This is a genomic window from Methylorubrum podarium (assembly GCF_040270385.1).
GTDB classification, from domain to species: domain Bacteria; phylum Pseudomonadota; class Alphaproteobacteria; order Rhizobiales; family Beijerinckiaceae; genus Methylobacterium; species Methylobacterium podarium.
Genome location: NZ_JBELQE010000084.1, coordinates 142,654 through 162,151, shown reverse-complemented (window position 1 = coordinate 162,151; position 19,498 = coordinate 142,654). Strand labels below are relative to the sequence as shown.

Sequence of the window (19,498 nt, the reverse complement as noted above, 5' to 3'; positions counted from 1 at the left end):
CGTCGTAGGTGAGGCATCGGCGCCACGCCTCCGGACGGGTCTCGCTCCATTAACGATCCGGTTACCACGCGAGCCTAGCGCATCGATCAAGACGGGCACGCTACTGCAGCCCGCCGACACTGCTTTCGCGAAGGTCCCGACGGACGGCGAGGGCAGAAGCAAGAACAGCCTCAGCGGAACGACCGTCGAAACGAGCAACGGACGCGTCGTTCGAGACCCAAATCATGTCCCCCGCAGATCTCGCCGCCTTTTCGTGGAATGCCGCGCGTGAACACCTCGACCTGTTCGGAAGCCTCGGGCTCTGCCTCGGCTTCGTCGGCGGGATGATGCCGCGGCGAAGTCTGATCCTTGTCACGTCGGCGGCCTGCTCAGCCTGCTTCGCGCTGCATTTCCTGCAACTCGGCGCGCAGACCGGGACGGCGATGTGCCTCGTCTCGGTGATGCAGAGCCTCGTCGCGGCGCGCTGGATCGGGCCGGACGCGCGCGCGGCCTGGGTCGCGCCGCTCTTCCTGGCGAGCAGCCTCGTCGCCCTCGGGCTGACCTTCGCGACGTGGAACGGCTGGCCGTCGGCCTGCGCCGGACTCGGATCGCTGCTCGCGACGACGGCGCGGCTTCAGGGGAATGCGCAGGCCATGCGCCGGGTCTTCCTCGGCGCGTCCTCGTGCTGGGTGATTCACAACACGCTGGTCGGCTCGGTCTTCGGCCTGACCTGCGACCTGCTCACGATCACGGCGCTGGTGATCGCGCTGGTGCGCGGCGGAGCGGCCAAGCCGGTCTCGCAGCCGGCTACCGCCGTCAGCCCGATCGGTCCGCTGCCGGGCGCCGCCTGAGGGGGAGGGGCGGCACCGCGTGGCGCCGCCCCCGTCGCGTTACTGCTGGAAGAACTTCGGATCGAGCGCCGAGAGCGCGAGCAGGGCCGGCGGCATGGCGACGCCGGCCACGCGCATGGAGCGGGCGGCCTCCCGGCAGGCGGCGAGATCGTTGGCGCCGGCCGCCGCCTCGATCTTCTCGACCGTCGCCGGGTCGGGCTTCGGCGACGGGGCGGGCGTCCCCGGAGCGGGGGGATTCTTCGCCTCGGCATTCGCCTTGGCGTGCGGGTTCACCGCCGGGTTGCCGGACTGATTGCCCGGAGCAGGCCCGCTGCCGCTCTCGCTGACGGCACCGCTGAGGCCCGACGTCTTCTGGGGTTCGCCGCCACCCGCGGGCTTGCCGCCCTCGGTCTTGCCGGACGGGTTCGAGACGGCGGTCGCCTGCTGCGGCGGCGTCGCGGCCGCCTTGTTGGCCGGCTCCGGCTGTTTCACGAAGGCGGCCAGTTCCTGGCAGAGATTGGCCGGCTTGCCCGCCGCGATCGGGGCAGCGGCGGGCGGAGCGGGCGGGGTCGCGTCCTGCGCCGCGGCGGCGCCGACGAGGAGCGCGTACGCCGCGAGGCCGCCGGCCAGATGCCGGGTGAGGGGCGAGGGCTTCATCGGGTCACTCCGTCGATCGTTTGCGCTCAGGAGCGCTTCGGCTGCGAGGCCGTTCCCTCGGCCTTGCCGTGCGGCTCGGCCTCCGAGCCGTACTCCTCCGGGGCCGGATCGCCGTTCCAGCGCGGACCGACGAGGTTGGTGCCCGGCTCCGAGACGCGGGCGCCGGAGGTCGCGAAGGCCTGGTAGGCGAATTTCTGGTTGCTCGTGAGCGCGAACATCGCCAGCACCCCGAGGGCGACGGCGGCGATGATGGCGGCGAGAAAGGCTTTCATGGTCGTGTCGTCCCCGGAGACCTCAGGCCTCGATGCGCGCGGGCCGTCGCCCGGTTCGGAGGCCGGCCCGCGCCGCCGGCCTCCCGTCCTGTCACTCGGCCGGAGCCGGATGCCCCTTGAACTGCGGGCCGCTGCCGGTGCGCGCCTGCTCCTGCTCGACCCAGAGGTCGTGGTGCGCGCGCGCCCAGGCGAGATCGACCTTGCCGCTGCCCATGGCGTCGTAGGCGCCCTCCATGCCGAGGGTGCCGATGTAGATGTGGGCGAGGATGCCGGCGATGAACACGATGCCGATCACCGAGTGGACCACCTGCATCACCTGCATCCCGTTGATGTCGGTGAGCGCGAAGGGGAACAGCATCATCAGGCCGGTGACGGCCATCGCCGCGCCGAAGCCGGCGACCATCCAGAACACGCCCTTCTGGCCGGCATTGAAGCGGCCCGCATGGGGGTGACCCTTGCCGATGAGGCCGCCGCCGGCCTTGATCCAGGCCCAATCGACCTTGCTCGGGATGTTGTCCCTGATCCAGAGGACGAACATGAAGGCGACGCCGAGCATGAACGGCCACGCGAGGTAGACGTGGCTGTACTTCGCCCATTGCGCGATGGCGCCGAACGCCTCCGGCCCGATCAGCGGCATCAGCAGCCGCTTGCCGAAGATGTAGTTCAGGCCCGACAGCGAGAGGATGATGAAGCAGACCGCCGTCATCCAGTGGGTGAAGCGCTCGAAGGCGTTGAAGCGCAGGATCTTCTTCCCCGATTCCTGGCTGTGCTCCATCATGATCCGGCCGCGGAACAGGAAGAAGGCGCCGAGCGCGACCAGCATGCCGAGGATGGCGATGGCGCCGATCCAGGGCAGCCAGCGCTCGCGGAAGTTCTGATATTCCCGGCCCTGCGGCTGGATCAGGTTGGCCGACTTGCCGTCGGGGATCGAGACGCGGCCGCGGATCTTGGAATCCTGCTTGAACAGGAATTCCTCGTTGACCGAGTCGGCGGTGGGCCGGGCGCCCATCGGGTTCTGGCCGTCGGCCTGGATCGGGTTCTGCGCGAACGCGGGCGCGAGCGCCGCCGGGGCCGCGACGAGCATCGCTGCCAGAAGAAGGGTGTTGAGGAAGGTCACTGCCCGCCGCATCGGCGTTCCTTTCCAAGTCCTTGTCGAGACGCCGCCGAGCCTGCGTGCGCCGCTTCCGTCCCATCGCTGCTGACCGGCAGCGTCCCATCCGACCCCCTCGTCCTGAGGTGCCGCGCAGCGGCCTCGAAGGAGGGCTCCAGAAGTCTCCGTCATCCCTGGAGCCCACCTTCGAAGCCGACGCTGGCGCGTCGGCACCTCAGGATGAGGTCGAGGTCGGAGAAGGGTCCGAGGGCGTTTGCCCTCGGACCGAGCGTCAGATCGCGACGGTCTCGCGGTAGGCCGTCTTCCAGCCCCAGGCGCCGGAGCCGTAGCCGCGCTTGATCACCCGCTGCTTGTAGATCTCGGCGATCATCTCGCCGTCACCGGCCAGCAGCGCTTTGGTCGAGCACATCTCGGCGCAGAGCGGCAGCTTGCCCTCCGCGAGGCGGTTCGAGCCGTACTTCTCGTACTCGGCGGTCGAGAAGTCCGCCTCCGGGCCGCCGGAGCAGTAGGTGCACTTGTCCATCTTGCCGCGCGAACCGAAGTTCCCGACCCGCGGGTATTGCGGCGCGCCGAACGGGCAGGCGTAGAAGCAGTAGCCGCAGCCGATGCAGATGTCCTTGGAGTGCAGCACCACCGCATCCGCCGTCGTGTAGAAGCAGTTCACCGGGCACACCGCCGCGCAGGGCGCGTCGGTGCAGTGCATGCAGGCCATCGAGACCGAGCGCTCGCCGGGCTTGCCGTCGTTGAGGGTGACGACGCGGCGGCGATTGATGCCCCACGGCACCTCGTGCTCGTTCTTGCAGGCCGTGACGCAGGCGTTGCACTCGATGCAGCGGTCCGCGTCGCAGAGGAACTTCATCCGGGCCATGGTTCGGTTCGCTCCTCTCAGGCCGCTGCGATCTGGCACAGGGTGCACTTCGTTTCCTGCATGCCCGTCACAGGATCGAAGCCGTAGGTGGTCACGGTGTTCACGCTCTCGCCGAGCACCACCGGGTCGGTGCCCTTCGGGTAGTAGTCGCGCATGTCCTTGCCCTGGTACCAACCGGAGAAGTGGAAGGGCATGAAGGCCACGCCCTTGCCGACTCGGTCGGTCACCAGCGCCTTGACCTTTGTCTTCGCGCCGTTCTCGGCGCCGCTCACCCAGACCCACTGACCGTCCTTGATGCCGCGGTCGGCGGCGTCCCCGGTGTTGATCTCGACGAACATGTCCTGCTGCAGCTCGGCGAGCCACGGGTTCGACCGGGTCTCCTCGCCGCCGCCCTCGTACTCGACGAGGCGGCCGGAGGTGAGGATGATCGGGAAGTCCTTGATGACGTTGCGATCGACCGCCGACTTCTGCACCGAGAAGCCGATATTCGGCATGCGCAGCTGCCGCTCGTCGGGCCGCGTCGGGTACTTCGCCACGAGGTCGGGCCGCGGCGAGTAGACCGGCTCGCGGTGGACCGGCACCGGGTCGGGCAGGTTCCAGGCGTTGGCCCGGGCCTTGCCGTTGCCGAAGGGCGAGACGCCGTGCTCGAGGCAGACGCGCTGGATGCCGCCCGACAGGTCGGTCGCCCAGCTCACCGTGTCCGGCTTCTCACCGCCGATCTTGAGGATCGTCGCGAGTTCCTCCGGCGTCAGGTCCCGGTCCCAGCCGAGCTTCTTGAACACCCCGAAGGTGAACTCGGGATAGCCGTCGGTCAGGTCCGAGCCCTTCGAGAAGGAGTTCTCGGCGAGCAGGGTTTGGCCGTTGCGCTCGGTGCCGAAGCGGGCGCGGAAGTTGCCGCCGCCCTCCTTCACGTGGAGGTTGGTGTTGTAGAGGATCGCCGAGCCCGGATGCCGGATCTCGGGCTTGCCCCAGCACGGCCAGGGCAGGCCGTAATAGTCGCCGCCGACCTCCGGATCGTCCTTCGGCGCGCGCAGCGTCACGAGGTCGAACTTGTGCTGGTTGCGCATATGCGCCTTCAGCCGCTCCGGCGACTGGCCGCAATACCCGGTCGACCAGCCGCCGCGGTTGATCTCGCGGAGGATGTCCTCGGCAACGGGAATCCCGTTCTCGACCTTGATGTTCTTGCAGAGCTTGTCGGCGAAGCCGAGTTTTTCCGCGAGGCGATAGAGGACTTCATAGTCGTTCTTCGACTCGAAGGCCGGCTTCACGATCTGCTCGCCCCACTGGATCGAGCGGTTCGAGGCCGTGCGCGAGCCGTCCATCTCCAGCGAGGTGCAGATCGGCAGCAGGTAGGTGTTGTCCTGCCGCGCATCGAGGGCCGCGAAGGTCGTCGGATGCGGGTCGGCGACGACCAGCAGCTCGAGATTGTTCATGCCCTCGATCGCCTCGGGCATGCGGGTGACGGTGTTGCCGCCGTGCCCGAACACCATGAACGCCTTGATCGGGCTGCGCTGGTCGATCTGCTCCGGCGGCAGGTTCACGGCATCGAACCAGCGGGTCGAGGTGATGCCGGGCGCCTCCATGTTCTCCTTGCGGGTGCGGGCCTTGCGGCCGCCCTTCGCCGGAACCTCATCGAAGCGCGACTGCAGCCACTCGTACTCGACCTCCCAGACGCGGGCCCAGTGCCGCCAGCCGCCCTCGACGAGGCCGTAATAGAGCGGCAGCGAGGTGACATCGAGGCCGAGATCGGTCGCGCCCTGCACGTTGGTGTGGCCGCGGAAGATGTTGGCGCCGGTGCCGGGCTTGCCAATATTGCCGGTGGCCAGGCACAGGATGCAGAGCGCGCGCACGTTGGCGGTGCCGACCGTGTGCTGGGTCGCGCCCATGCACCAGATCAGGGTCGCGGGCTTCTCCTTGGCGAATTTTTCCGCCACGCGCTTGAGCTGCTCGCCCGGCACGCCGGAGACGCGCTCGACCTCGTCGGGCGTCCACTTGGCGACTTCCTTGCGCACGTCGTCCATGGCGTAGACGCGCTGGGCGATGAACTCCTTGTCCTCCCAGCCATTCTGGAAGATGTGCCAGAGGATGCCCCACACCACCGGGATGTCGGTGCCGGAGCGGATGCGCACGTACTCGGTCGCGTGCGCCGCGGTGCGGGTGAAGCGCGGATCGATGACGATCATGTTCGCGCGGTTGATCTCCTTGCCCGACAGCACGTGCTGCAGGGAGACCGGATGCGCCTCGGCCGGATTGCCGCCGAGGATGATCATCGTCTTGGCGTTGCGGATGTCGTTGTAGGAGTTCGTCTGGGCGCCGTAGCCCCAGGTGTTGGCCACGCCCGCCACCGTGGTCGAGTGGCAGATACGCGCCTGATGGTCGATCGAGTTCGTGCCCCAGAGGGCAGCGAACTTGCGCATCAGGTAGGAGGCTTCGTTGGTGAACTTGGCCGAACCCAGCCAGTAGACCGAGTCGGCGCCGTTCTTCTCGCGGATCGCCAGCAGCTTGTCGCCGATCTCCTGATAGGCCTGATCCCAGGAGATCCGCTTCCACTGCCCGCCTTCGAGCTTCATCGGGTACTTGAGGCGGCGGTCGGAGGAGACGAGTTCGCGGATCGCCGCGCCCTTGGCGCAGTGCGTGCCGCGGTTGATCGGGCTGGCGTAGGACGGCTCCTGGCCGACCCAGACGCCGTTCACGACCTCGGCCGTCACCGTGCAGCCCACCGAGCAGTGGGTGCAGACGTTCTTCTTGATGACCGTGTCCGGCCCGACGGCCGAGGAGCCGGCGGCCTGCGCCTTGCGCACCGAGCCGAGCTGGATCGTGCCAGCGGCGGCGAGCGCGCCCGCGGTCAGCCCGGACTTGCGGAGGAAGGCGCGGCGGTCGAGCACGCCCGAGGCGAGGCCCGCGGCGACGGCCTGGTGCTTGGTGCGAGCAGCCTCGCCGCTCTTGCGCTTGATCAGCATGGCAGCCTCACTTCGGACCGGTCGACGCCGGATCGGTGTTCTTCTTGAGGGTCTCGTAGCCGTTGGTCCGGTAGAACGCCTTCACGTGGTCGCTCTCCCGATACCGGGCCTTGGTCTCGTCGTTGCCGGGATCGTAGGCCTGAGCCTCGGTTGCCCCCATTGGCGAGGCGACCGCCGCCGCCGCGGCCACGGTGCTCCCGCCGAGCGCCCGAAAGAATTGGCGACGACCGAGCGTCTTCGGATCCTGTCGCATCACCCTCGTCTCCTCCGGCGGCTGCCTGCTCTTAAGGCAACGCGCCTCGATCCCGTTTGTCACGATGCAGAAGCCCTTCAGCCTTCCATGGCGAAGGCTTCCGCCTCGATCTCGATGAAGGCGCGGCCGAGACCCCCGACCGCGCGATAGAAGTGCCCCGCCTTCGCGTTCTCCAGATCGGTGAAGAAGCGCTCGGCCCAGGGTTCGATGTGGCGGGCGAAGAAGCGGGCCTGCATGCCGGGCTCCGCCTCGAACCGATCCGCCGCGAGACCCGCCATCACCTCCAGGAGGATCGCGAGGTGATCCTCCGGCTCGCTCATCGCCTCGCTCCGCTCGATGCCGAGCGCGGCGAAATCCTCGCGCACCCGGGCAAGCGGGCGCTCGTTGAGGAAGCCAGTGAGATAGTAGGAGGCGTAAGGCAGGAGCTCGCCGCGGCCGACGCCGATGAACAGCGCGAAGTACTCGCGCTCCACCGCGTCCGTATCGGTCTCGGCCGCCGCGCGGCGCAGGGCCGCGATCTGCCGGCCGAGGACGCCGTCTCCGTCCTTCAGGGCGGCGAGCGCGGCGAGCAGCGAGGCCTCCGGCGCCCGCCCGAGCAGGGCGGCCAGAAGATCGTATTGCTGCGCACGCAGGTGATCGATGTCGTCCGGCACGCCGCCGACCCCAGACACCTCAACTCCCGGAAGTGCCATCACCGACGCAACCGAACCCATCATGTCCCTCGGGTCCTCACGGAGGACCGCCTTGTTTGGACCGATAATAAAAAGCGTTTGAGTTTGCCGCAATCGAAATGCGCGTGAATTACGAGGGCATCGCGCCTCCATGGCGCCGCAGCCGGGGTCGGGGGAGGGCGGGCTGCGCGACCTCAGGACGGTCACCTGCCAAGTCGGCAACCTGCGGATGCATATCTATGGACGGTACTGCCGGTACCGGTCCGGGAATAGCCTCGGGCTCGGGATCCGCTGCGCTGGCAGACGCAGCGGGATCGTCCTGAGAAGCCGCCGGAACACCTTGCGATTCGGGACCGGCCGCCTCGTCGACTCCGGTGGGGACGCCGTCGATGACCCTTTTCAGCATCGCCTTGACGTCGTCGATCGGCAGGAGCGGTCCGGTGCCCGGCACGCCCCCCGGCGTGTTCCAGTCGTAGGCATAGTCCCGCGCCTCGCTGACGAAGTCGCGGATCGCCGGATCGAGCGACCACATCCGCCGGAGGGCGGCGTTGCGCAGGGCCGTCGGGACGCCGGCCTGGAGGAAGGCGGTGAGGTCGGTGTCCGGCGTCAGGGCATCGAGGGACGGGAGCTTCGCCAGCAGGTCGTCCGATACCGCTTCCGACCGGTCGTCGGTTCGCGCTTCCGCCGGCTGCAGGTTGTCGGAGGCGCCGGGCGACGGCGTTCCGTCGAGCAGGTTCTCGGCCCCGGCCGTGTCCGCGACGGCGGGTGTCTCGGAGCGCTCCGCGGCGCGGACGGATTCCTTGCGGCGGGCCCAGCGCGAGAGGAAGTTCCCGCTCATTCCGGTTTCCCCTGGCTGCCGGGGGCGCGGTGCGCGAGGGCCTCGGGGTCGGCGCGGTCGCGCTTGCGCTTCTCGAACTTGCGCTCGATGTGGAACGCCTCGAAGAACGCGAGCAGCTTGGCCTGCACCTCGGGCGGCATCGGCACCGCCTCGACGATCTCGCCGATGCCCTCGGCCATCGACTCGCCCTCGTAGGGGTCGGCGGTCACGCTCGCGACCTCGTAGGTGTCCTCCGCCGTCGCGTGGAGCGTGACCCAGAGGGACGGGCGGCCGGAGACGAGGTTGTCGCGGTAATGCGCCGTCTCGGCGATGTGCAGCGTCACCTCGTGCGCCCCCGCGTAGAAGGTCGCCTCCTCCTCGGTCTCGGAGAGCTGGGTCCACGGCGCCGCCTGCGGCGCCGCGGGCAGAGCCGCGACGGGAAGCCAGGCGTGGCTCGCCCACGGCCCCTTCAGGCGACGGCGCGCCACGATGATGCCGACCTCGAACCGGTCTTCCGGTAGCTCCCGGGGCGTATCGTTCGGTGTCATGTCCGGCCTCACGCGGCGGCCCGGTCGGCGGCCAGCGGCAATCCGACGACGAGGTTCTGGGGCTTCAACTGCACGGTCTTGTCCGGGCTCATGGCGAGCAGGAGGTAGACGGGCCGGTCCCCGACCCGCGGATCGACGCGGGCCGGATCGGCGAAGGTGAGGCTGAACACGGCGATCACCCGCTCGCGGGCGTCGTCGTCCAGGGCCTCGCCGCGCCACAGCGTGTTGCCGATCCGCGTGCCCTCGGCGTCGAGCCCGACGAACCAGCGCCAATCGGGATCCTCCAGGCGGTCGAGGGGCGCGACCGTGACCTCCGCGTTGAGGAGATGGCGCACGAACGCCTCGATTGCCCGCGCCAGCCCCTCGCGGCTGCGCGTGCTGGAGCCGAGATTGAGCGCCATGGTGAAGGCGTCCGACCGGCTCCAGTAGGTCCAGGCGTTCTCCTCGTTGAGCACGTCGAGTTCGCTCGCCGCCTCCTTGCCGAGCATCGAGACCAGGGGCGAGAGCGGCGCGCCGCCCTCCCGCGCCTCGATCACCTCGGCATCGGCGAGCAGCACCGCGCCCTCGTGCAGACTGACGCGCTGCGAGCGAAAAAATAGCTCGGCGGCGCGCAGCACGAACGGGTCCTCGCACCCATCGAGCGCGTTGCGCAGGATCAGGTGCACCAATTGGGTCAGGAACAGGCCGGGCACGCCCTGCAGCCCGCCGCGCACGAGGGCGAGATAGGCCGCCTCGACGGAGCGGGCCGCGAGCAGGCGGTCGCGGAAGGCGAGCATCACCTCCCAGTTCTCCCGCGCATCCGCATCGGCGATCGCCTCGATATCCGCGCGCGTCACCGGCCGGCGCGGCTCGGCGAGCAGGCTCGCGTGCAGCCCGCGCTCGGCCTCGCAGGCCTCCTCCGGCGGCACCAGTTCGGGCCGCGCCAGATAGGCGAGGATCAGTTCGTCGGTGACGGCGAGGCCGCCGCCCTCCGTGCGCTGCGTCAGGTGATGGCCGCTCGATACCCAGAACTCGGTCATGCTCTCTCAGCCCCAGCGGAGGCGCCGTTCAGGAGTCCGACGAGGTCGGCCTGTTCCTCGGGCCCCTCCTCGTCGGTCTCGACGAAGTGGAAGGCGCGCCCGTGCAGCGGGTCCGCGCCGGCCGGGCGCTGGTGCAGGGTGCGGAACTCCTCCGCGATCTCGCCGCCGCGCTCGCTCCGATGCATCGCGATCACGCTGCCGACCGGCAGGTTGCACAGCGAGGCCGCGACCTCGATCTCTTCCCGCGCCGCGGCGCGGGCGGCGTCGCGGTCCGGTGCGCCGAAGCGCTCGTGAATGTGGCGGGCGAGGTCCTCGATCGCCGCCTCGCGCTCCGCCTCGCTCGCCTCGCTGACGACGACGAGGGTCGAGAAGCCGAGCGAGCCCACCCCGACGAATCCGGAGCGGAACGCCGCCCGGTCCTTTCCGGCGAGGGCCGAGAGGTCGGCATCGAAGAACAGGAACGAGCCGGTCACCGCCCACTCGCCGGGCTCCGCGGCCCGCGCGAAGACGAAGGTGTCGGACGGGTCGAGCCGCAGCGTCCGCGGCAGCTTGCCGGCGCTCACAGCCGCACCCTGCCGGTGCTTGGGTCGCGCCAGGAGGGGGCCGCCAGGGCCTGCAGGAGCGGGAGCGATTCGCTGCGGCCGTCGGCGTGGACGAGCCGGGCATCCCCGTTCGGCTCGATCGTCGCCCGCACGCCCGGCGGCAGCGCGAGGCGGGCGAGGTAGCGCCCCGTCGAGCGCGCGGCGCCGTCCTCGCTCCAGATCTCGAACGCCTTGGTGAGATGGCGGGCGAAGCTCTCGACCAGTGCCTCGCGCAGATCCTTCGGAAAACCTTCTTCCTCCAGGGAGGTCGAGTCGGGCGTCAGACCGGGATCGCCCGCATCGCGCTTCGAGGCGATCAGCATCGCCGAGAAGACGAGCCAGTCCGGCGTCTCGCCCTCGCCGCAGCCCTGCGGCCAGTGCAGCGCGCCGCCACCGAGGCGGGCGCTGTTGAAGCTCAGCGTGTCGGGCCACAGGAAGGTCACCGGGATCTCCGGCGGCCCGAAGGTGCCGACCGCATCCGCCAGCGCCTGCATCCCGACGAAGAAGGCCCGCCGCGCCGTGGCGAGCGGCTCGGTGGGCGCCAGCACGACGGCCAGCGCGATGACGTCGTCGCGCTCCTCCATCAGGAGAGTGCCGGCCTCGGCCTCGCCGGACTCGGCCAGCCGGCAGGCCTGTCCGGCCGCGCCCGGGGAGCCCGCGGTGACGAGCCCGGTGAAGGCCGGCGGCAGGACGAGGGGAGCGGGGCGCAAGCCCGGTGAGACGGTTTCGAGTCGGGAGGTCATGAGCCGTATCGGGCGGGGCGCCTGCGCCCGCATGTCCGTTCGTAGTTTTGAACGATACGAGTATATGGAAGGCAGGCCCCCGCGCGAAGGGGCCTCCCGCTTTCCCAATCGTCTCAGGTTCAATCGTGTCCGATCGTCTCGTGTTCGCCTGTTCCTGCGAGAAGACGATGCCGCTCGATGCCGCGGCCCTGGAAAAGGGCTGCGGCGGTCGCGTGCGCACCGCCGACCAGCTCTGCGGTCTCGAACTCGACCGCTACCGCGAGGCCCTGGCCACGGGCGTGCCGATCACCGTCTCCTGCACGCTCCAGGCGCCGCTCTTCGAGGAAGTCGCCGCCGAGATGGAGGCGGAGGAGCGCGTCGCCTTCGCCAAGATCCGCGAGACCGCCGGCTGGTCGTCGGAGGCCGACAAGGCCGGTCCGAAGATGGCGGCGCTGCTGGCCGCGGCGGCGGAGCCGGTTCCGGTGGCCGGAACCGTGCCGCTGGAGAGCCGCGGCGTCGCCCTGATCTACGGGCGCGACGAGGCCGCGATCGAGGCCGGGCGGCGTCTGGCCGAGCATCTCGACGTCACCGTACTCCTGAGCCGGCCGGGCGAGGTGGCGCCGCTTCACCGCAACGAATTCCCGGTGATCCGCGGCACGGTGCGGGGGGCGACGGGCCATCTCGGCGCGTTCGGGCTTCGCATCGACGACTACGCCCTGCCGGCGCCGTCCTCCCGCACCCGCCTCGTGTTCGGATCGGGGCGCGACGGAGCGGTCTCGACCTGCGACCTGATCCTCGACCTCACCGGCGGCACGCCGCTCTTTCCCGCGCACAAGCTGCGCAGCGGCTACCTGCGCGCCGACCCGCGCGACCCTGCGGCGGTCGAGCGGGCGGTGATGGCGGCCTCCCACCTCGTCGGCGAGTTCGACAAGACCCGTTTCATCGATTTCCGCGGCGAGCTCTGCGCCCATTCCCGCTCGCGCATCACCGGCTGCACCCGCTGCCTCGATGTCTGCCCGACCGGGGCCATCGCGCCCGCCGGCGACACGGTGGCGATCGACCCCTATGTCTGCGCCGGCTGCGGCAGCTGCGCCGCCGTCTGCCCCACGGGCGCGGCCAACTACGCCCTGCCGCCCGCCGACGCGCTGATGCGCCGCCTGCGCAGCCTGATGCGCGCCTACCGCGCGGCCGGCGGCGCGGACGCGGTGGTGCTGTTCCACGACGGCGACCACGGCGAGCCGCTGATCGACGCGCTCGGCCGCTACGGCGACGGGCTGCCGGCCCACGTCCTGCCGGTGCGGGTCAACGAGGCGGCGCAGCTCGGGCCGGAGATCCTGGCCGCCCTGTTCGCCTACGGCGCGGCCGGGGTCCGAGTGCTTGTGCGGGCCCGTCCGAAGCACGACCTCGACAGCCTGCACCGCACCGTCTCCCTCGGCCGGACGCTCGCCGACGCCCTCGGCTACGGCACGGGGACGGAGGCGCCGACGGTCGCCCTGATCGAGACCGACGATCCCGACGCCCTCGGCGCGGCGCTCCGCTCGGCAACGCCCGGCCTCGCGACGGCGGCGCCCGCCGGCTTCATGCCCGTCGGCGGCAAGCGGGAGATGCTGCGCCTCGCCTTCCGCGAGATGCACGCCGCCGCCCCGACCCCCGTCGCCGCCGTGCCGCTGGCCGCCGGGGCGCCGTTCGGCGGGCTCGATTTCCGCACCGAGGATTGCACCCTCTGCCTCTCCTGCGTCGGCGCCTGCCCGACCCATGCCCTGTCCGACAGTGCCGAGCGGCCGCTGCTGGCCTTCGAGGAGAGCCTCTGCGTGCAGTGCGGCCTGTGCGCGGCCACCTGCCCGGAGGACGTGATCAGCCTGAAGCCGCAGATCGACTTCGCGGCGTGGAGCGAGCCGCGCCGGGTCGTGAAGGAGGAGGAGCCGTTCTGCTGCATCACCTGCGCCAAGCCGTTCGGCACCCGCGCGACCATCGAGCGGGTGATCGGCAAGCTGCGGGAGCGGCACTGGATGTTCTCAGGCGAAGCCGGCGAGCAGCGCATCCGCTCGCTGATGATGTGCGACGATTGCCGGGTCGAGGCGGCGCTCAATCAGGGCTTCGACCCCCACGCCGCGCCGCCGGCCAAGCCGCGCACCACCGAGGATTACCTGCGCGAGCGTCAGGCCGCGGAACGGCTGCAGAGCTGACCACAAAAAACGACCCGCCATCGCGTCGAGGGCAGGTCGGGTCAGGGGTGTTTTGTCGCAGGAGAACATCTCGACAAGCTGCGGGGACAAACTCGGTTCCGCGAGGTGCGCCGGAACACGGGGGAGAAACGTCGGGAAATGTAACCGGCTACCGCCAGCTTCACCGCTTCGGCCGCCGTGCTATAGGGCGCGCCCCGCCCCCCATCCCCGAGCCCCGATGTCACCGATCGTTTCGATCGCGAACCTGTCGAAGGTCTACGCCTCGGGGCTGCACGCCCTGCGCGACGTGACCCTCGACATCGCCAAGGGCGAGATCTTCGCGCTGCTGGGGCCGAACGGCGCCGGCAAGTCGACCCTCATCAACGTCGTTTGCGGGATCGTCACGCCGAGCGCGGGCGAGATCCGCGTCGGCGGCCACGACATCCTCAGCCAGTACCGCGCCGCGCGGCGGATGATCGGCCTCGTGCCGCAGGAACTCACCACCGACGCCTTCGAGAAGGTGTGGGACACGGTGAGCTTCAGCCGCGGCCTGTTCGGGCTGGCGAAGGATCCGGCCCATATCGAGCGGGTGCTCAAGGATCTCTCCCTCTACGACAAGCGCGAGAGCCGCATCATGCAGCTCTCCGGAGGCATGAAGCGCCGGGTCCTGATCGCCAAGGCGCTCGCCCACGAGCCGCAGGTGCTGTTCCTCGACGAGCCGACGGCGGGCGTCGACGTCGAGCTGCGCCAGGACATGTGGCGCCTCGTGCGCCGCCTGCGCGAGCAGGGCGTCACGGTGATCCTCACCACCCACTACATCGAGGAGGCCGAGGAGATGGCCGACCGGGTGGGCGTGATCCGCAAGGGCGAGATCATCCTGGTCGAGGACAAGGTCGAGCTGATGCGCAAGCTCGGCAAGAAGCAGCTGATCCTGCACCTGCGCGAGCCGGTCGTGGCGCTTCCCGAGAACCTCGCGCGCCACGATCTCCAGATCGGCGAGGGTGGGCGCACCCTCGTCTACACCTACGACACCCGGCGGGAACGCACCGGCATCACCGGCCTGCTCGGCGAACTCGCCGCCGCCGGCATCGCCTTCACCGATCTCGATACCAGCCAGAGCTCGCTCGAAGACATCTTCGTCGATCTCGTCCGCGAGCGCGCATGAGGGCTGCGTCCATGCTGAACGTCCCGGCGATCCTCGCCATCTACCGCTTCGAGATGGCCCGGTTCTGGCGCACGGCGCTGCAGAGCATCGTCGCGCCGGTGATCTCCACCTCGCTCTACTTCGTGGTGTTCGGCGCCGCCATCGGCGCGCGGATGCAGACGATCGACGGCGTGGCCTACGGCGCCTTCATCGTGCCGGGGCTGATCATGCTCTCGCTCCTGACGCAGAGCGTCTCGAACGCCGCCTTCGGCATCTACTTCCCGCGTTTCGCCGGCACGATCTACGAGCTCCTTTCGGCGCCGATCTCGCCGTTCGAGGTGGTGCTCGGCTATGTCGGCGCGGCGGCGACGAAGTCGATCATCATCGGCCTCATCATCCTCGCCACGGCCTCGCTGTTCGTGCCGCTGCACATCGAGCACCCGATCTGGATGGTGTTCTTCCTGCTGCTCACGGCGCTGACCTTCAGCCTGTTCGGCTTCGTGATCGGTCTGTGGGCCGACGGGTTCGAGAAGCTGCAGCTGGTGCCGCTCCTCATCGTCACGCCGCTGACGTTCCTCGGCGGCAGCTTCTACTCCATCGACATGCTGCCCCCGTTCTGGCGGGCGGTCAGCCTGTTCAATCCGGTCGTCTACCTGGTGAGCGGATTCCGCTGGGCCTTCTTCGGCAAGGGCGACGTGGCGGTCGGCGTCAGCATCGTCGCGACCTTCGCCTTCCTGGCCCTCTGCCTCGGGCTCGTGACCTACATCTTCCGGACGGGATACCGGCTGAAGAGCTGACGGAACAGGAGGGGAGGGGCGGATGGCGCAGGATCCCTACATCGTCCGTCGGGAGAGTCTCGCGGCCGCCTTCCCGCCCGGCCACGAACCGCCCCGCCTGCTCCTCGACTTCGCGGATTGGCTCGACGGCCGGCCCTGGGGCAGCCTCAGCTGCTTCCGGCTGCAGGGAACGCTCAGCGACGAGGCGCCGATCGTCGACGGCAGCGCCCTGCGCAGGGAATTCTCGCTGTTCCTCTACCTGCCCGACGGCTCCCTGGTCGGCCTCTGGCACCCCGACGGCGTGCCGAGGGTGGCGAGCCCCGTCGTCGGTCTCGGCTCCGAGGGCGACGCGGCGGTGCTCGCGGGATCGCTCGAAGGCTTCCTGGCCAAGCTCGCCCGCGATGCGTTCTCTGAGTCGGCCTGGAGCGACCTCGCTGCCTACGAGGACGACGACGAGAAAGACGAGGCAGAGATCGCGGGGGACGATGCGCATTCGGCCCTCGCGGCGTGGCTCGGAGACCGGATCGGCGCGGCCCGCCTGGACGAACTGGCGGGCGAGGCCTGCGACCAGACCGCGTTCGCGGCGCGGATGGATTCCTGGATTCACGAGCGCGAAGCCCACTGGGCCGGGCATCCGATCCTGGCCGAGATCGGGCGCGCCCTTTCCGCCCATCGCCCTCGCGGCAAGTCGCCCTGGGATCGGACGCGCCTGCGGGCGACAATCGTCGGCGCGCTCTGCGAGGTGCAGGTCTATCGCAGCGGTCCGCAGCCGGGTCGCCGAGGCGGCCGTCGTCGAGCCGCTCCTGCGCGCGCTCCGCGACGAGCAGCACCGAGCCGACCCCGATCTCGGCCTGTGGTTCGAGGCGCAGCTGGCGCTCGATGCGCAGGGCCATATCCTGCCCCGCTTCGAGTATCAGGTCCGCCCGGTCATCGGCGGCGCGCCGGCCCCGGTCGCGGAGGCGCGATCCGACCTTTCACGGGCGCCGCGCCCGGCGCGGTGGATTCCGGATTGGCTCTCCGACGCGGCTGGGTGAGGCCGGGTCCGTTCAGAGCGGACGCACGGCGTCGAGCGTCAGCATCCGCGCCGCCGCCCCGCATCCGAGGACGCGCAGCGCGACCGGTCGGCCCACGGCCAGCATCGTTTCGAGGGACTGCTTGACCGAACCGTTGGTGGCGGCGTCGAGAGTGCGGTAGCCGTCCTCGACGTTGATGAAGGTCCGCTGCCCGGATTTCTCCTCAAGGACGACGGACTGGAGGTAGAGACCGTCGCGGCCGAATTCCCGCTTCACGACTCGGCCCGTCAGCTTGGCCGGCAGGCAGCCCTCGTCCGTGGACAGGTTGCTCAGGGCGGCGACCTTGCCCGCGGCGTAGGTGAGTTTCGGCCGTGCCAGGGCCGCGCTGCCGAAGACCAGCAACAGGATGGCGAGCGAGACGAGAGCGGTGGCGAACGCATCCGCCACGACCGAGCGAAGGACGCCGTTCGCGGCGCGCTGTGACGTCTGACTCGGCATGGCCCAAACTCGAAGCGGGCCCGCAGCTTAGAGACGGACCGGACTCCTGGGGCAGTCGGCCAAAGGATCTACTGCCAATAGGTCATGGGCTCGGCCGCATAGCTGCCGAGCCACGGGGCTAGGGGCGCTCTTTGAGGAACTCCAGCACGCCCTGGCGGTGCAGCCGGTCGCCCACGGCGGTGGAATGGTCGCGGTTCGGCAGGTCGAGGGCGCGGGCGTTCGGCATCAGCTTCGCCAGTTCTGGCCCGGAGCCGGCCACCGTGTCGAGCGTGCCGACGGAGATCAGCGTCGGCGTGTCGATCGCCGAGAGCTCGGCCCGCGAGAGCGTCTGGCGCGAGGCGCGGATGCAGGCGGCGAGCGCCCGCAGGTCGCTCTTGGTCTGTTCGGCGAAGAGGCGGAAGGTCGCCGCCGTCGGGTTCGGCGCCGGCGCGCCGGGGGGCGCCTCCAGCGCCTCGGCGATGCCCTGCGGCAGGCCGCGCCCGTCCACGAGGTTGAAGCCGAGGCCGCCGATCAGCAGCGAGCGGACTTCGGCGGAATAGTCGAGCGCCATGTGCGCGGCGATGCGCGCGCCCATCGAGTAGCCCATCACGTCCGCCCGCTCGATGCCGAGATGGCGCAGGAGCCGGACCGCGTCGCCCACCATCTCGCCGGAGGTGTAGGCGGCGGGATCGTAGAGCTTCTCGCTCTGCCCGTGGCCGCGGTTGTCGAGGGCGACGACCCGGTAGCCGGCCTCGGTCAGGAACCGGACCCACAGCGCATTGACCCAGTTCACCGCGTGGTTCGAGGCGAAGCCGTGGATCAACAAGATCGGCTCGCCGTTGCCCGGCGCGCCTTCCTTGCCCGGGACGTCGATATAGGCGATCTGCACGCCGTCGGAGTCGAAGCTCTGCATGGGCGTGTCTTCGGGTGCCGCGGCGCCGTTGTCAAAGGTCGTGTCGGGGCGACAGGCGACAACCGGCGGAATTTGGTGTCGGCCTTCTCCCAATCGCCCCGGATCGGGCTCTCGACTTGCCGCCGCCACAACGGGCTGGCATCACCCCGGCACGATGACCGACACCTCGCCCTACGGCACCTACGCCCCCACCGGCCTCGTCGCGCGGATCGCCGAGCGGACCCAGCGGCTGCCGGAGCAGTCCTGGCGCGCCCGGCGGATGGCGATGTTCCTGCGCCGCCTCGCCATCTCCATGCTGCGCGGACGTCCCCTCGACGTCGAGCGCTACGGGGCGCGGATGCGGCTGCACCCCTACAACAACAACTGCGAGAAGAAGGTGCTCTTCACCCCGCAGTTCTTCGACCCGCAGGAGCGCGCGCTCCTGAAGCAGCGCCTCGCCGACGACGCGGTGTTCCTCGACATCGGCGCCAATATCGGCGCCTACGCGCTGTTCGTGGCGGCCTTCACCGGACCGCGCGCCCGCATCCTCGCTGTGGAGCCGCAGCCCGACGTGTTCGACCGGCTGACGTTCAACATCGGCCAGAACCCGTTCGGCACGGTCAAGGCCATCGCCTGCGCGGTCGCCGACAAGGCGGGTGAACTCACCCTGTTCATTGATCCGCGCAACCGCGGCGAATCGAGCGTGAAGATCGTCGGCACCCACAAGAACGCGACCGTGCGCGTGCCGGCCGTGACGCTGGTGGATCTGTGCCGGTCTGAGCGGATCGAGCGCATCGACGCGATCAAGCTCGATGTCGAGGGCGCCGAGGATCTGATCCTTGAACCGTTCCTGCGCGATGCGCCGGCCTCGCTGCTCCCGTCGCTGCTCATCATCGAGAACGGCGCCGACCAGTGGCAGATCGACCTGCCGAGCCTGCTCCACAAGTACGGCTACCGCCAGATCGCCCGCACGCGGCTCAACCTGATGTTCGAGCGGGGGGAGGCGTCGCGCCCGGCGTGAGGATCGGCACGGGCGCGTCGATCGCGACGCCCTCCGGCCCGACCGCGCAGGTATAGGCGTAGGCCTCGACGCCCGCCGCCAGCGCGGCGCGAAGCGCCCGGTCGAAGGCCGGGTCGATGTCGCGGGCGACGTCGAAGGCCTCCGCCCGCATCTGGATCACGACGATCAGCATCGCCCGGCCGCCCGCTTCGACGACGCGGGCCAGCTCCTCCATGTGGCGGGCCGAGCGGGCGGCCTTGCAATCGGGGAACTCGGCGAGCCCGGCCCGCCGCATCAGGTGGCAGTTCTTCACCTCGACATGGCACGGCGGCAGACCGCCGCCGCTCGCCAGGAAATCGACGCGGCTCGCCTTGCCGTAGGCGACCTCCGGCCGGAGCGTCTCGTAGCCCGCGAGCGGCGCGAGCCGGCCCTCGCGAAACGCCTCCGCGACGAGGGCGTTGGGCCGGGCCGTGTTGATGCCGACCCATTGGGGGCCGCCGGGCAGATCCGCTTCGACCAGCTCCCACGAGAACCCGAGCTTTCGCGCCGGATTGGTCGAGGGCGAGAGCAGCACGCGGAACCCCTCCGCGTTGAGTCCCAGCATCGCGCCGGGATTGGCGCAATGCGCCGTGACCAGCGTGCCGTCGGCCAGCGTCACGTCGGCGAGGAAGCGCTTGTAGCGCCGCACGAGGCGCCCTTCGATCAGGGGAGTGGAAAAACGCATCGCGGCCGTGGGGAGCGGG

20 protein-coding genes are annotated in these 19,498 nt (G+C 70.0%); 5 read left to right on the top strand and 15 right to left on the bottom strand.

The annotated features are described in order from the left end of the window. Positions 1-224 precede the first annotated feature (224 nt). Positions 225-830 carry a YgjV family protein gene (locus ABS772_RS15780; protein ID WP_350395784.1) on the top strand — a complete coding sequence of 202 codons (606 nt, stop codon included), beginning with the start codon at positions 225-227 and terminating at the stop codon, positions 828-830. Positions 831-869: 39 nt separating this feature from the next. On the opposite strand, the gene ABS772_RS15775 is transcribed toward ABS772_RS15780, so the two are convergent. From ABS772_RS15775 to ABS772_RS15720, 12 genes are all read right to left on the bottom strand, one after another. Next, entirely contained in the window at positions 870-1,466 is a 597-nt protein-coding gene (locus ABS772_RS15775) for a hypothetical protein (RefSeq protein WP_350395783.1), read from the bottom strand. A gap of 26 nt (positions 1,467-1,492) precedes the next feature. Continuing rightward, complete coding sequence (locus ABS772_RS15770; RefSeq protein ID WP_350395782.1) at positions 1,493-1,738, bottom strand: hypothetical protein; 246 nt, start codon at positions 1,736-1,738, stop codon at positions 1,493-1,495. A 91-nt stretch (positions 1,739-1,829) separates the two neighbouring features. Beyond that, positions 1,830-2,867 carry a formate dehydrogenase subunit gamma gene (locus tag ABS772_RS15765; RefSeq protein WP_238254466.1) on the bottom strand — a complete coding sequence of 346 codons (1,038 nt, stop codon included), beginning with the start codon at positions 2,865-2,867 and terminating at the stop codon, positions 1,830-1,832. Between the two features lie 253 nt (positions 2,868-3,120). Beyond that, entirely contained in the window at positions 3,121-3,717 is a 597-nt protein-coding gene (gene fdh3B / locus ABS772_RS15760) for a formate dehydrogenase FDH3 subunit beta (RefSeq protein WP_108938525.1), read from the bottom strand. A 17-nt stretch (positions 3,718-3,734) separates the two neighbouring features. Next, positions 3,735-6,677 carry a formate dehydrogenase subunit alpha gene (locus ABS772_RS15755; RefSeq protein WP_350395781.1) on the bottom strand — a complete coding sequence of 981 codons (2,943 nt, stop codon included), beginning with the start codon at positions 6,675-6,677 and terminating at the stop codon, positions 3,735-3,737. A gap of 7 nt (positions 6,678-6,684) precedes the next feature. Then, on the bottom strand, positions 6,685-6,930 hold the full coding sequence (locus tag ABS772_RS15750) for a formate dehydrogenase (protein ID WP_003601742.1): 246 nt from the start codon (positions 6,928-6,930) through the stop codon (positions 6,685-6,687). Positions 6,931-7,007: 77 nt separating this feature from the next. Next, positions 7,008-7,643, bottom strand: a complete 636-nt coding sequence (locus tag ABS772_RS15745; protein ID WP_350395810.1) for a TorD/DmsD family molecular chaperone — start codon at positions 7,641-7,643, stop codon at positions 7,008-7,010. An 88-nt stretch (positions 7,644-7,731) separates the two neighbouring features. After that, positions 7,732-8,439 carry a DUF3306 domain-containing protein gene (locus ABS772_RS15740; RefSeq protein WP_350395780.1) on the bottom strand — a complete coding sequence of 236 codons (708 nt, stop codon included), beginning with the start codon at positions 8,437-8,439 and terminating at the stop codon, positions 7,732-7,734. After that, positions 8,436-8,966, bottom strand: coding sequence for a DUF3305 domain-containing protein (locus ABS772_RS15735; protein WP_350395779.1), 531 nt, complete (start codon positions 8,964-8,966; stop codon positions 8,436-8,438). The genes ABS772_RS15740 and ABS772_RS15735 overlap by 4 nt, the downstream gene beginning before the upstream one ends. An 8-nt stretch (positions 8,967-8,974) precedes the next feature. Next, positions 8,975-9,985, bottom strand: a complete 1,011-nt coding sequence (locus ABS772_RS15730) for a DUF6352 family protein (RefSeq protein ID WP_350395778.1) — start codon at positions 9,983-9,985, stop codon at positions 8,975-8,977. Beyond that, a complete protein-coding gene (locus ABS772_RS15725) occupies positions 9,982-10,548 on the bottom strand; it encodes a DUF6505 family protein (protein WP_350395777.1) in 567 nt (188 codons plus the stop codon). Before ABS772_RS15725 ends, ABS772_RS15730 begins: the two co-directional genes overlap by 4 nt. Further along, complete coding sequence (locus tag ABS772_RS15720) at positions 10,545-11,309, bottom strand: biotin/lipoate--protein ligase family protein (protein ID WP_350395776.1); 765 nt, start codon at positions 11,307-11,309, stop codon at positions 10,545-10,547. The genes ABS772_RS15725 and ABS772_RS15720 overlap by 4 nt, the downstream gene beginning before the upstream one ends. 167 nt (positions 11,310-11,476) lie before the next feature. Here ABS772_RS15720 and ABS772_RS15715 point away from each other — a divergent pair, with 167 nt between their 5' ends. The 3 genes from ABS772_RS15715 (at position 11,477) to ABS772_RS15705 (ending at position 15,394) form a co-directional block, all read left to right on the top strand. Beyond that, on the top strand, positions 11,477-13,474 hold the full coding sequence (locus ABS772_RS15715) for a 4Fe-4S binding protein (RefSeq protein WP_350395809.1): 1,998 nt from the start codon (positions 11,477-11,479) through the stop codon (positions 13,472-13,474). A gap of 217 nt (positions 13,475-13,691) precedes the next feature. Continuing rightward, complete coding sequence (locus ABS772_RS15710) at positions 13,692-14,618, top strand: ABC transporter ATP-binding protein (RefSeq protein ID WP_350395775.1); 927 nt, start codon at positions 13,692-13,694, stop codon at positions 14,616-14,618. After that, positions 14,615-15,394, top strand: a complete 780-nt coding sequence (locus ABS772_RS15705) for an ABC transporter permease (protein ID WP_350395774.1) — start codon at positions 14,615-14,617, stop codon at positions 15,392-15,394. Before ABS772_RS15710 ends, ABS772_RS15705 begins: the two co-directional genes overlap by 4 nt. A 1,025-nt stretch (positions 15,395-16,419) precedes the next feature. On the opposite strand, the gene ABS772_RS15700 is transcribed toward ABS772_RS15705, so the two are convergent. Both ABS772_RS15700 and ABS772_RS15695 read right to left on the bottom strand, forming a co-directional pair. After that, positions 16,420-16,884: a hypothetical protein gene (locus ABS772_RS15700; RefSeq protein WP_350395773.1), complete on the bottom strand. Its 465-nt coding sequence runs from the start codon at positions 16,882-16,884 to the stop codon at positions 16,420-16,422. Positions 16,885-17,002: 118 nt separating this feature from the next. Next, a complete protein-coding gene (locus ABS772_RS15695; protein ID WP_350395772.1) occupies positions 17,003-17,776 on the bottom strand; it encodes an alpha/beta fold hydrolase in 774 nt (257 codons plus the stop codon). 154 nt (positions 17,777-17,930) lie between these two features. On the opposite strand from ABS772_RS15695, the gene ABS772_RS15690 reads away from it, so the two are divergent. Then, positions 17,931-18,776 carry an FkbM family methyltransferase gene (locus tag ABS772_RS15690; protein WP_350395771.1) on the top strand — a complete coding sequence of 282 codons (846 nt, stop codon included), beginning with the start codon at positions 17,931-17,933 and terminating at the stop codon, positions 18,774-18,776. On the opposite strand, the gene sfsA is transcribed toward ABS772_RS15690, so the two are convergent. Beyond that, positions 18,733-19,479, bottom strand: a complete 747-nt coding sequence (sfsA, locus tag ABS772_RS15685; protein ID WP_350395770.1) for a DNA/RNA nuclease SfsA — start codon at positions 19,477-19,479, stop codon at positions 18,733-18,735. The genes ABS772_RS15690 and sfsA overlap by 44 nt on opposite strands. Positions 19,480-19,498 lie beyond the last annotated feature (19 nt).